Genomic DNA, 11,936 nt, shown 5'->3' on the forward strand with positions numbered 1-11,936 from the left:
GGGCACGCCGGATCAGGGCAAAGGGCGTAAGCTCAGCAGCTCGCCGGCGGTACTGAACTCCAGTACGAAGGAACCATAGATCCCCTCGTGGGTCAGATAGGGCCGCAAATGGTGGGCCGGCAAACTGACGCGGCGGCCGTCGCGGCTTTGCGCCATAATCCGGTTGGCATGGCCGCGGTAGACGGCCTGCAACCGTTCGGCCGATAACGCAATATCCAGCACCAAGCTGGGCATGGAGGCACCCTCGCACATGAATGCGGCTATTTTGCCACAGACCCACCTCGCCGCCGCTGACGCGTCGCGCGGCGCCGTGCAAGCAGGAGCTGCCGGCGTCTGCCACACTGCTGTAGACGCCCTTGGAGCGACCTGCCGGCCATGAGCCTGTCCGAGCCCTCGACCCTCAGCACCCGCCTGACCGCTCTGGCCCAACGCCTGGGGCTGATCGGTCGCGGCTCGCGGCAGATATTCGCCCGGGCCAGCGCGCTGCGCCTGCCGTTCCGGGTGCTGCCGCCACCCGGGACAAGCATCTGCTGGCACGAGGGCCCGCCCCTGCAGCGCCTGGTCGACCTGCCACGCGGTGCGCTCTCAGGCCCGGTGCAGGAAGACAAGGCCCAGGCCCATGCCGCCCTGACCCAGGTGGTGACGACCGAACGCCAACACCTGCAAGCCTTCGACCTGCGCCTGGTCGACGGCTTCGCCTGCAACGCGAGCAGCCAGCACGGCTACGCCAGTTTCGAGGACTATGCGGCAAGCGAGCACTGCAAGCAGGTGCGCATCATCAGCTACAAGGATTTCGTCAAGACCATCAGCCAGGCCTTGCCGCGTTTTCTCGCCGGCGAGGCCGTCGAGCTGCGTCAGGCCGGCTGGCACGGCACCCGCACCTTCTGGGCGGGCGAGCAGCAGGGCGAAGCCTTCGCCGGAGCCATCGTCTATGCCCGCAGGCGCGGCCTGGAGGTGCTGCTGCCGGCCAACCTGACCCGTTACCGGCTGAGCGCCAGCGGGCTGGAAAACCTGCAGCTGCGCTACCACGTGCTGGCCATGCCGGGCGAAGCCTGGAGCGACCCGCACTTCATGGGCCTGCTGCTGGATAACGGCCTGCCCTATGCGCGCCTGTCGTTGCTGAAGACCGCCGGCGCGCCGGAATTCCTCCTGTTGCCCAAGGAACATCCCCAGGCCACCGCCCTCGGCGAAGGCCTGCGCCTGGCCGGCGCCCCCGACGTACTGGACTATCTGCGCCAGCTGGCGCAATAGGGTGCGCCGCGCGCACCGCCGTGCGGCCCGAGCTGGCGCTCGCGGAGCCCCCACTCGCTGCGGCTTTCGCGGTAGCCACACCCGCCGAGATGGTGCGCACGTGCGCACCGCGCCTCCGTTACCGGTGCTGGGCACAACTCGGGCAGCCACTGCCACCGCTCTTGCGAATGCCCTCCAGCACGTGGCGTGCGCTACGCCCCTGCGGTGACACGACTCAGGTACGGAACTGGCGCACCAGCTCCTGCAGCTCCACGCCCAGGCGCGCCAGTTCGGCGCTGGAGGCGGCGGTCTGTTCGCTGGCGGTGGCGCTCTGCTCGCCGATGTCGCGCACGCGGGTGACGCTCTCGTTGATCGCCTCGGCCACCGCGCTCTGCTCCTCGGCGGCGGCGGCGATCTGCTGGTTCATCTGCTCGATGGTGCTCACCGCCTGGGTGATGCGGCCGAGGGCGTCGCCCGCCTCTCCCGCCAGCTCGACGGTGCGCCGGGTCAGCTCGCGGCTGCTGTCCATCTGCTCCACGGCGCCCTTGGCCATGCGCTGCAGGCCGGCGATCAGGCTCTCGATTTCCTCGGTACTGTCCTGCGCGCGCTTGGCCAGCGCGCGCACCTCGTCGGCGACCACGGCGAAACCGCGGCCCTGCTCGCCAGCGCGGGCGGCTTCGATGGCGGCATTGAGCGCCAGCAGGTTGGTCTGCTCGGCGACGTTGCGGATCACCTCGAGCACGCTGCCGATGCGCGCGCTTTCCTGGTTGAGCGCGGCGATGGCCTCGGCGGACTGCTCCACCTCGCTGGCCAGGCTGTCGATCTGATCCACCGCCTGTTGCACCACGCGGTTGCCCTGCTGAGCCTCCCGGTCGGCGTCGCGCGCCGCCAGCGAGGCCTGCTCGGCGTTCTGCGCGACTTCCTGCACGGTGGCGGCCATCTGGTGCATGGCGGTGGCGGTCTGCTCGGTCTCCAGCTTCTGCGTCTGCACCCCGGCGCTGGTCTGCGCGGTGATGGCCGAGAGCTGTTCGGCGGCGGCGGCGATCTGCCCCACCCCGCCGCCGATGCGGCCGACCAGGTTGCGCAGGCTGAGGGTCATGCCCTGCATGGCGGCGAACAGCTGGCCGACCTCGTCGCGGCGTTGCTGGGGAATGTCCTGGCTCAGGTCGCCCGCGGCGATACGCTGGGCGAAACCCACGCTCTGGCGCAGCGGCACGACGATCAGGCGGGTGATCAGCAGAGCGGCGCACAGCCCCAGCACAACCGCGGCGGCGCCCATCAGGCCGAGCAGCACCAGCGAGCGTCGGCTGTCGTCGAGCATGGCCTGCTCCGCGCCGGCCTGGGCGGCCTCGGCCAGGTCCACCACCGAGCGCGCACGCTCGATCATGGCGTTTTCCGTCGCCAGGTTCTGCTCGCGCAGCTGCTGGTAGTAGAGGAAGGAGCGCTGATACAGGGTCAGCGCCTGCAGCGCGGTCTCGATCGCCGCCTTCTGCTCGTCGTCGAGCCAGATCATCAGGCTGCGGGCCACGGTCTGCAGGTCTTCGCTGACGTACTCCCACTCCTCCAGCGCCTCGGCGGAGCCGTCGATGATGTACAGGCTCTCGTGACCGCGCAGATCGAGCATGCGTTTGCTCAGACCGGAGGCGGTCTCGGCCAGGGTCAGCGGATCGCTGCCGCGCAGCTTGTCGCCCTGCAGGCGCAGTTCGCGCACCGCGTCGTACATGTCCAGCTCGATCACCTCGAACTGATCGCGCGCCTCAGTGGCGGCGTTGCGCATGTCCTGCCGCGCTTCGCGCGCCCGATCCTGCTGCTCGACGTAGTTGTCGAACTGCTTGAGGTACTCGGCGACCGCCTGCTGCATGGTCTGCAGGCGCGTGCCCTCGACCGAGGCGGAGCCCTGCGCCAGGCGCTCCAGCATGCCCTGCACCTGGGTCAGGCTGGCGCGCACCCGCTCGGCGCTCTGCGGGCTCAGCTCGATGGCGAAGCTGCGCTCCAGACGCCGCGCCTGGAGAATCTCCTGATTGACCTGCGCCAGCTGGCCGACCTGAGCATGCCCCTGCAGCACCGCTTGCACGGCGAGAAAGCCGCTGCCGGTCATCGCCGCGGTGAGCAACAGCACCAGACCGAAGCCGATGAGTAATTTCTTGCCGACGGCAAGGTTGGCGAACAGACGTGCGGCAGGCTCGAACATACAGGGCAACTCCAGGTTCTTCTTATTAGGGTCGCACCTCGTGAGCGCGACCCGGTCGATAGCCTAGGCAACCCTTGTGCCAGACCTGTGACAGCACATCGGCCGACACGGGCAGAGGCTTGAGTGCTGGCAGTTGGCCAAGAGCGGATTGCCGAGCGGGGCCTGCCGTCGGCGGGCGCCCCGCCGATTCGGCAACGATCCGCTTATTGACGCCGGACTATTGGCGGATTTCCGCCAGGCATGGGTATGCGGCAATTAACCCTGGCGCCGGCGCGCACGACGCCCCACCGCTTTGGCCAGACGCAAAAAGGCGCAGCCCCTTGCGGAGCTGCGCCTGGATGTGCGCAGAGGACTCAGCGCCCGGCCAGCACCGGCATCACCCGCGGTCGCAGCACCTCGCCGGCCACCGCCAGCAGACCGATGGCGCCGGCGATCCAGTACCACTGCGCCACCGGGTCGAACAGCAGCCAGCCCAGCGCATGCAGGAACACCACCAGGATCAGCACCGGGCTGACGTAGCGCACCATGAACAGCCACAGCGCATAGCCGGCCGGCGGCAGGTTCAGCTCGTCGCGCATGATCTCGCCGCGCAGCACATAGCCGGCGAGGATCACCATGCAGATGCCACCCAAGGGCATCATCCAGCGCGAGGTCAGGTAGTCCAGCCAGTCGAAGAGGTTCTTGCCCAGCGGCGTCCAGCCGGCCAGCAGGTTGAACGAGAGCATCGCCAGCAGGCTGATCAGCAGCAGCACCGCGCCGGAAACCACGGCGGCGCGCAGACGGCTGATGCCGTGCTTCTCGTTCAGGTAGGCGACGGTGGCCTCGATCATGGAGATCGCCGAGGTCAGCGCGGCGATCGACACCATGGCGAAGAACAGCACGCCGAAGGCGGTACCCAGCGGCATCTGCTGGAAGGCCAGCGGCAGGCTCATGAAGATCAGCCCCGGCCCTGCGCTCGGGCTCATGCCGTTGGCGAAGATGATCGGGAAGATCGCCAGGCCGGCGAGCAGCGCCACGCAGGTGTCGCAGATCGCCACCATAAAGGTGGTGCGGGCGATGGACTGGCCATCGGGAATGTAGGAGCCGTAGGTGAGGATGGCGCCCGAGGCCAGGCTGAGGGTGAAGAAGGCGTGCCCCAGTGCGGCCAGCAGCGCCTCGCCGGTGATCTTCGAGGCGTCGAAATGGAACAGGAAGTCGAAACCGGCGCTGAAACTGCCGCTGGTGAAAGCGTAGCCGACCAGCACGATGAGCATCAGGGCCAGGCCCGGCATCATCCAGCGCACCGCGTTCTCGATGCCCTGCTGCACGCCCCTGGCCACGATCCACAGGGTCAGCAGCGCCACCAGCAGGCTCCAGCCGCCGAGCTGCCAGGGGTTGGCGTTGTGCGCCGCGAACACCCCGCCGAGCGCCTCGACGCTGCTGGCGGCCAGCGAGCCGTCGAGCATCTTCCAGGTGTAGGCGAAGGCCCAGCCGGCGACGACCACGTAGAAACACAGGATCATGAAACCGGCCAGCATGGCCATGCCGCCGACCGCCTTCCACAGCGGGTTGCCGCCGTTCTCGCGGACCACCCGGCCGATGGCGTCGATGGGGCTGCCGCGGCCGCGGCGGCCGAGGGCGATCTCGGTCATCATCACCGGAATGCCGATGGCCAGGATGCAGGCCAGGTACATCAGCACGAAGGCGCCGCCGCCGTATTCGCCGGTGATGTAGGGGAATTTCCAGATATTGCCCAGGCCTACGGCCGAGCCGGTTGCAGCGAGGATGAAACCCCAGCGCGAGAGCCAGAGGTTCTTCGGTTTTTCACGGGTCATGCGTCACCTGTTTGTTTTTATCTGTGACGGAATCGGACCCGCCGCGCTTGTGGCGCAGCGGAATGCAAGGCTTTTATCGAGCCGGGTTCGCCTGGGCACGGCAGGCAAGGCCAGCCGGGCTCACTGGGCGTCGGGCTGCGCCTCCGGTGCGGCCTGTTGGAAGGCCTGCAGGGGTTCGCAGCGCGCCGCCAGGGCGAGAATGCGTGGGTACGCGGCAAGGTCACAGTTAAAACGCCGCGCATTATACAGCTGCGGGATCAGGCAGGCTTCCAGATAACCGGGCCGCGCGCCGAGCGACAGGCGCCCGTCGAACGGCGCCAGGCCCTCCTCCAACGCCGCCAGCCCCAGCGCGACCCAGTGCTGGTACCAGGCGTTCTTCGCCTCATCGGAGGCGCCCAGCTCGGCGGACAGGTACTGCAGCACGCGCAGGTTGTTCAGCGGATGCAGGTCGCAGGCGATATGCAGCGCCAGCGCCCGCACCTGCGCGCGCTCGGCGGGGTCGGCCGGCAGCAGTGCCGGCACCGGGAAGATTTCCTCCAGGTACTCGAGAATCGCCAGCGACTGGGCAATGCGCACCCCGCCGTTCTCCTCGTCCACCAGCAGCGGCAGCAGCTGCTGCGGGTTCAGCGCGCGGTAGTCGGCGCCGTGCTGCTGACCGCCGTCCTTGACCAGGTGCACCGGCACCTGCTCATAGGCCAGGCCCTTGAGGTTCAGGGCGATGCGCACGCGGTAGGCGGCGCTGGAGCGCCAGTAGCCATAGAGCTTCAACATCTCGGATTCCTCTCGAAACGCTCCAAGGGATCAGCGGGCGTCGTACTGTTCCACCACCTGATCGATGGCGCCGAAGAGGCTCTGGCCGCTGGCGTCGAACATCTCGATACGCACCCGGTCGCCGAACTTGAGAAACGGCGTTTTCGCCTCGCCCGACTCGACGATTTCCAGCATGCGCTTTTCCGCCAGGCAGGAAGAACCCGCACTGCGGTCGTAGTTCGACACGGTGCCCGAGCCGATGATGGTGCCGGCGCCCAGCGGGCGGGTCTTGGCGGCGTGGGCGACCAGGGTGGGGAAGTTGAAGGTCATGTCCACGCCGGCATCCGGCTGGCCGAACAGCGCGCCGTTGATATGCGAGACCAGCGGCCGATGCACCTTGCCGTCCTTCCAGCTCTCGCCCAGCTCGTCCGGGGTGATCGCCACCGGCGAGAAGCTCGACGACGGCTTGCTCTGGTAGAAGCCGAAGCCCTTGGCCAGCTCGCCGGGGATCAGGTTGCGCAGCGACACGTCGTTGACCAGCATCAGCAAACGGATATGCCCGCCCGCCTCGGCCGGCGTGGCGCCCATCGGCACGTCGTCGGTGATCACCGCCAGCTCGGCTTCCAGGTCGATGCCCCAGGCCTCGTCGGCCAGACGGATCGGGCTGTGCGGCGGGATAAAGCTGTCGGCGCCGCCCTGGTACATCAGCGGGTCGTGCCAGAAGGATTCCGGCATCTCGGCGCCGCGCGCCTTGCGCACCAGCTCGACGTGGTTGACGTAGGCGCTGCCGTCGGCCCAGTGATAGGCGCGCGGCAGCGGGCTGTGGCAGGCGGCCTGATCGAAGGCGAAGGCGCCCTGCTCCAGACCGTCGTTGAGGCGCTGGTAGACCGCCTCCAGCTTGGGCCGGGCCACGGCCCAGTCGTCTAGCGCGGCCTGCAGGGTAGCGGCGATCTGCGGCACGCGCACGGCGCGGGCCAGGTCGCGGGAGACCACGACGAGCACGCCGTCGCGGCCCTGGTTCAGTGATGCGAGTTTCATATGCGATTTCCGTTCTTGGCATAGGAGCAGGCAAGCCGGCTCCTACAGGTTCAACCTTGGGTACCCGGCGCGCGCCAGGAGTTGACGTACTCGGCCACATCCACCGCAGCGGCGGCATCGGCCACTTCCAGGGCGCGGCGGGTGTCGATCATCACCGCCACCTCGTCGATGAAGGTCGCCGGGTCCTCCTGGCTCTTCTTCAGCGCCTTGGGATGCGGCCCGTGGGGGAAGCCGCAGGGGTGCAGTGTGACCATGCCGGCCTCGATGTTGTCGCGGCTGAAGAAGTTGCCGCGGTGGTAGAACAGCACTTCGTCGTAGTCGTCGTTGTTGTGGAAGAACGGCACCTTGAGCGCGCCCGGGTCGGACTCGACCGGGCGCGGCGTGAAGGTACAGACCACGAAACCGTTGGCGACGAAGGTGGTGTGCGCCGACGGCGGCAGGTGATAGCGATGGCTGAGCAGCGGGCGAATGTCGCGCCAGTTCAGCCGCACCACGGTGTTGTCGCCGTGCCAGCCGACCACGTCCAGCGGGTTGTAGGGGTAGGTCACGGTGCTGATCTGGTTGCGCCGCTTGATCCTGATCTGCCAGGTGTTCTCGTCCTGCTGCGCCTTGAACGCCTCATCGAGCCGCGGATGATCGAGCACGGCGGGGTCGAAGATCGCCTGCGGGCCGAGCAGGCCCTTGTCCGGCAGCTGGTAAGCGCCATCGCTGCTCTCGATCAGCAGGAAGTAGCTCGGCGTGCTGGCCTCGATGCGCCAGGCGGTGCCGCGCGGGATCAGCAGGTAATCGCCGTCGCGATATTCCAGATGGCCGAAGTCGCAGTACAGGTGCCCCGCACCCTCGTGGACGAACAGCAGCTCGTCGCCGTCGGCGTTGCGCACCAGGTGGCGCATGGCGCCGTGGGTGCGCCAGACGCGCAGCTTCACATCGGCGTTGTGCAAGGTCAGCGGCGCCGCCAGCGGGCAGTCGCGCTCGCTGGGGATGTCGTTGAAGTTGAACGCGTGCGGGCGCAGCGGGCCTTCCCAGTCGATCCAGCCGGTCGGCGGATGCTTGTGGTGCAGGTGTGCCGTGGGGCCGAAGAAGCCCTCGCGGCCCATCTCGCGCTCGTAGGTGCCCTGCGGCAGGTCGCAGTGCGCCTGACGCGAGCACTCGCCCTCGCGCAGGGGAAAGCTGATCCATTTACGGCTCATGGCATCACTCCTCGGAGATCACGCCGCGACGCAGCTGGTCTTCCTCGATGGATTCGAACAGCGCCTTGAAGTTGCCCTCGCCAAAGCCCTGGTTGCCCTTGCGCTGGATGATCTCGAAGAAGATCGGGCCGATCACCGTGTTGGTGAAGATCTGCAGCAGGATGCCGTCGTCGCCCGGCGCACCATCGATCAGGATATTCAGCTCGCGCAGCAACTCCAGCGGCTCGCCATGGCCGGCGACGCGGCTGTCGACCTTTTCATAATAGGTGTCCGGGGTGGTCATGAAGTCCACGCCATTGGCGCGCAGCTGGCGCACGGTGGCGTAGATATCGTCGGTGGACAGGGCGATGTGCTGGATGCCCTCGCCGTGGTACTCGCGGATGAATTCCTCGATCTGCGACTTGTCGTCGGCCGACTCGTTGATCGGGATGCGGATCTTGCCGCAGGGCGCGGTCATGGCGCGGGAGAACAGGCCGGTGAGCTTGCCTTCGATGTCGAAGTAGCGGATCTCGCGGAAATTGGCGATGCGCTCGTAGAAGCCGGACCAGACGTCCATCTGCCCGCGTTTGACGTTATGGGTCAGGTGGTCGATCTGCTGCAGGCCGACGGCGTTGTCGTTGGGGCTGCGGCCTTCGATGTATTCGAAGTCGACGTCGTAGATGGTCTTGTCGCCGTAGCGGTCGACCAGATACAGCAGCGAGCCGCCGATGCCTTCCACACAGGGGATATTCAGCTCGCCGAAGTTGGCGTGGCTGCCGACCAGCTTGGCGCCCTGCTGCTCGACGTAGGCCGCGGCCTGGGCCGCGTTCTTCACCCGGAAGGCCATGGCGCAGGCGCTGGGGCCGTGCTTCTCGCCGAAGGCGCGGACGTGGCCGGTGGGGCTGCCGTTGAGGACGAAATTGATGTCGTTCTGCTGGAACAGCCAGACCTGCTTGGAGCGGTGCTTGGCGGTTTCGGTGAAGCCCATGGCGGTGAACAGCTGGCGCAGCTGGGCGATGCCTTCTTCGTTGGGCGCGGTGAACTCGACGAACTCGAAGCCGTCGGTACCGATGGGGTTGTGCTGCTCGATCTTGGCCACGGCGGTCATTTCGCCTCCTCGTTGTTGTTGTGGGCTGCGCCGTGAGGCGCGTTTGAATGAACCCATGACAACCCGGCGGCAGACGGCGAACAAGGCGGCGCAACCGCCCGGTTGGGGCGATCTCAGCGAGGTATTGGCAAGTTTTCCTTACATCCTGAAAAACCGGGGGATGCGGCCTGGCAAGACCTGTAAATGCGTAAGGTTTTCTTGCCAGAGCGGTTCGCCAGGCTGCCAGACGAGCTGCCGCGGCGAGGCCGAGGAAGACCATGCGCAGTGGATCGGGGCGCCGCGCCGAGGCCGAAGCGCGCAACGGTGGACGGGTAAAGCCTCGGCCACGCGCCCCGATCCCCCTGGATCAGCTGTGCCCTGCCGGGCGGACAACGCGCCGGCGCCTCAGCGCTGCAGATGCCCGTAGAGCTTGGCGTACAGGCCGCCGTCGGCGATCAGCTGCTGGTGGTCGCCGTCCTCGGCGACGCTGCCGCCGTCGAACACCAGCACGCGGTCGGCCTGCTTCACCGCGCTCAGGCGGTGGGCGATGATCAGCGTGGTGCGGCCGTTGAGGAACTGCGCCAGCGCCTCGTGCAGGGCGTATTCGGTGGCGGCGTCGAGCGCCGAGGTAGCCTCGTCGAGGATCACCACCTTGGGCTCGGCCAATACCATGCGGGCAATCGCCAGGCGCTGACGCTGGCCGCCGGACAGGCGCACGCCACTGCGCCCGACCACGCTGTCCAGGCCCTGCGGCAGCGCCTGGATGGTCGGCGCCAGCTGGGCGATCTCCAGTGCGCGCCAGCAGGCCTGGTCGCTGCGCTCGCGGCCCATGCACAGGTTGGCGCGCACCGTGTCGTTGAACAGCGCCGGGTGCTGCAGCACCACCGCGACGTTGTCGCGCACGCAGTCCAGACCGATCTCCTCCTGGCTGCTGCCACCGAAGCGGATGCTGCCGGCCTGCGGCGTGTAGAGCCCCAGCAGCAGCTGCACCAGGGTACTCTTGCCGCCACCCGAGGCGCCGACTATGGCCACCTTCTCGCCGGGGGCGATGGACAAATCGAGGCGATCCAGTACCGGCTCCTCGCCGTAGGCGAAGGTCAGCCCGCGCACCTCGATGCCGACGGTGTCGCGACCCTTGAACGGATCGACGCGGCCCGGGTACTGCGGCTCGTCGCGCCGCGCCAGCAGCTCGTTGATCCGCGTCAGCGCGCCGCCGGCGGCGTAGAAGGCGTACTGCAGGCTGAGCAGCTGCTCCACCGGGCCGATCATGAACCACAGGTAGCTGAACACCGCGAGCATCTGGCCGATGGACAGGTCGGAGAACAGCACGGTGAGCATGGCGGCGGCGCGGAACACATCGATGCCGAACTGGAACAGCAGGCCGCTGGCGCGGTTCGACGCATCGCTCTTCCACTGCGAGGCCACGGCAAAGTCGCGTACCTCGCGTGCCCGCCCACCGAGGCGGCCGAGGAAATAGCCCTGGCGGTTGCCGGCGCGCACCTCCTGGATGGCGTCGAGGGTCTCGGTCAGCGCCTGGGTGAAGCGGCCGGTGCTGTCGTTCTCGAGCTTCTTCAGGTGCTTGACCTGCTTGCCCAGCTGCACCGTGGCGTAGATCACCAGCGGGTTGAACAGCAGGATCAGCAGCGCCAGCTGCCAGTGCATCCAGATCAGGATGGCCGAGGTGCCGACCAGGGTCAGCACCGCCACCAGGAAGCGGCTGAGGGTCTCGCCGACGAACTTGTCCAGGGTGTCCAGGTCGGTGACCAGATGGGTGGTGACCGTGCCGCCGCCGAGGCTCTCGTACTCGCCGAGGGAAATGCGCTTGAGCCGCTCGATCAAACGCATGCGGATGCGGTAGACGATGTCCTTCGACAGCCGCGCGAACAGCCGTGCCTGCAGCACGTTGAAGATCAGCGCCGAGCCGCGCAGCAGCAGGGTCAGCAGCAGCATCAGGCCGATATAGCCGGCGGCGGTCTCCCAACTGGCCGGCAGGAAGTTGTCCATCACCTTGAGCGCGGCGTCGCCGTCGTGCAGCAGCACCTCGTCGACCAGCAGCGGCAGCAGCAGCGGAATCGGCACGCTGCATAGGGTGGCCAGCACCGCGACCAGGTTGGCGAGGATCAGCGCTTTCTTGTGCTGCAGGGCCAGGCGACGGATTTCTGCCCAGCTCAACCGATCAGGCATGGGCGGCGCGCTCCAGCCAGCGGCCGAGCAGCGGCGCCAGCACCTCCAGCGGTTGATAGCCGTTGGTCAGCAGCGCCAGCTGGCCGTCGCGCTCGGCCAGCAGGGTGGGGAAACCGGCGATGCCCAGATCCTGCACCCAGCTGAAATCGGCGGCGGTGGCATCAACCATGGCCTGGCTGTCGAAGGCCTCGGCGAACTCGATGCGCGGAATGCCGGCCTGCTCGGCCAGTTGCACCAGCACGCCGGCCTGGGTGACGTCGACGCCCTCGGTGTAGAAGGCCTGCTGGATCAGCTTGAGCAGCGGCCAGGCGCTGGCCGCGTCGAGGCTGCGCGCGGTGACCAGGGCGCGGCAGGCCGGCTCGGTGTCGTAGACCAGGCCCTCGGGCAGGCCGCGCTCGAAATCGAACAGCTGCCCAGTGCTGGCGTTGACCGCCTGCCAGTAGCCCAGGTAACGCACCCGCGCCGCGGCATCG

10 protein-coding genes are annotated in these 11,936 nt (G+C 67.8%); 1 reads left to right on the forward strand and 9 read right to left on the reverse strand.

The window, feature by feature from the left end; genetic code table 11:
- Window positions 1–12: 12 nt before the first annotated feature.
- Window positions 13–234, reverse strand: coding sequence for a DUF2835 domain-containing protein (locus N878_RS01780; RefSeq protein WP_031302573.1), 222 nt, complete (start codon window positions 232–234; stop codon window positions 13–15).
- 141 nt (window positions 235–375) lie between these two features.
- Here N878_RS01780 and N878_RS01785 point away from each other — a divergent pair, with 141 nt between their 5' ends.
- Window positions 376–1,251, forward strand: coding sequence for a DUF6685 family protein (locus N878_RS01785; protein ID WP_021441971.1), 876 nt, complete (start codon window positions 376–378; stop codon window positions 1,249–1,251).
- A 214-nt stretch (window positions 1,252–1,465) separates the two neighbouring features.
- Here N878_RS01785 and N878_RS01790 read toward each other — a convergent pair whose 3' ends face one another.
- The 8 genes from N878_RS01790 to N878_RS01825 all read right to left on the reverse strand — a co-directional run.
- The gene (locus tag N878_RS01790; protein WP_021441972.1) at window positions 1,466–3,421 is read right to left on the reverse strand and encodes a methyl-accepting chemotaxis protein; all 1,956 of its coding nucleotides are present in this window, start codon (window positions 3,419–3,421) and stop codon (window positions 1,466–1,468) included.
- Between the two features lie 353 nt (window positions 3,422–3,774).
- A complete protein-coding gene (locus N878_RS01795) occupies window positions 3,775–5,235 on the reverse strand; it encodes a sodium-dependent transporter (RefSeq protein WP_021441973.1) in 1,461 nt (486 codons plus the stop codon).
- Window positions 5,236–5,355: 120 nt separating this feature from the next.
- Window positions 5,356–6,006, reverse strand: coding sequence for a maleylacetoacetate isomerase (maiA, locus tag N878_RS01800; RefSeq protein WP_021441974.1), 651 nt, complete (start codon window positions 6,004–6,006; stop codon window positions 5,356–5,358).
- A 30-nt stretch (window positions 6,007–6,036) separates the two neighbouring features.
- Complete coding sequence (locus tag N878_RS01805; RefSeq protein WP_021441975.1) at window positions 6,037–7,023, reverse strand: fumarylacetoacetate hydrolase family protein; 987 nt, start codon at window positions 7,021–7,023, stop codon at window positions 6,037–6,039.
- A 50-nt stretch (window positions 7,024–7,073) separates the two neighbouring features.
- On the reverse strand, window positions 7,074–8,213 hold the full coding sequence (locus N878_RS01810) for a homogentisate 1,2-dioxygenase (protein ID WP_021441976.1): 1,140 nt from the start codon (window positions 8,211–8,213) through the stop codon (window positions 7,074–7,076).
- A 4-nt stretch (window positions 8,214–8,217) separates the two neighbouring features.
- Window positions 8,218–9,300 (reverse strand): 4-hydroxyphenylpyruvate dioxygenase, encoded by a 1,083-nt coding sequence (hppD, locus tag N878_RS01815; RefSeq protein ID WP_021441977.1) that lies wholly within the window; start codon window positions 9,298–9,300, stop codon window positions 8,218–8,220.
- A gap of 384 nt (window positions 9,301–9,684) precedes the next feature.
- Window positions 9,685–11,463 (reverse strand): ABC transporter ATP-binding protein, encoded by a 1,779-nt coding sequence (locus N878_RS01820; protein WP_031302575.1) that lies wholly within the window; start codon window positions 11,461–11,463, stop codon window positions 9,685–9,687.
- On the reverse strand, window positions 11,456–11,936 hold a 481-nt coding region (locus tag N878_RS01825; protein ID WP_021441979.1), incomplete at its 5' end, for a DsbA family protein. The genes N878_RS01825 and N878_RS01820, both read right to left, overlap by 8 nt.

The sequence above is a fragment of the Pseudomonas sp. EGD-AK9 genome (assembly GCF_000465935.2).
GTDB lineage: Bacteria > Pseudomonadota > Gammaproteobacteria > Pseudomonadales > Pseudomonadaceae > Aquipseudomonas.

Coding starts and splice junctions, on each gene's coding strand:
- N878_RS01785 (WP_021441971.1), top strand. CDS start 376: ATGAGCCTGTCCGAGCCCTCGACCCTCAGCACCCGCCTGACCGCTCTG.
- N878_RS01810 (WP_021441976.1), bottom strand. CDS start 8,213: ATGAGCCGTAAATGGATCAGCTTTCCCCTGCGCGAGGGCGAGTGCTCG.
- N878_RS01795 (WP_021441973.1), bottom strand. CDS start 5,235: ATGACCCGTGAAAAACCGAAGAACCTCTGGCTCTCGCGCTGGGGTTTC.
- N878_RS01780 (WP_031302573.1), bottom strand. CDS start 234: ATGCCCAGCTTGGTGCTGGATATTGCGTTATCGGCCGAACGGTTGCAG.
- N878_RS01820 (WP_031302575.1), bottom strand. CDS start 11,463: ATGCCTGATCGGTTGAGCTGGGCAGAAATCCGTCGCCTGGCCCTGCAG.
- hppD (WP_021441977.1), bottom strand. CDS start 9,300: ATGACCGCCGTGGCCAAGATCGAGCAGCACAACCCCATCGGTACCGAC.
- N878_RS01805 (WP_021441975.1), bottom strand. CDS start 7,023: ATGAAACTCGCATCACTGAACCAGGGCCGCGACGGCGTGCTCGTCGTG.
- N878_RS01790 (WP_021441972.1), bottom strand. CDS start 3,421: ATGTTCGAGCCTGCCGCACGTCTGTTCGCCAACCTTGCCGTCGGCAAG.
- maiA (WP_021441974.1), bottom strand. CDS start 6,006: ATGTTGAAGCTCTATGGCTACTGGCGCTCCAGCGCCGCCTACCGCGTG.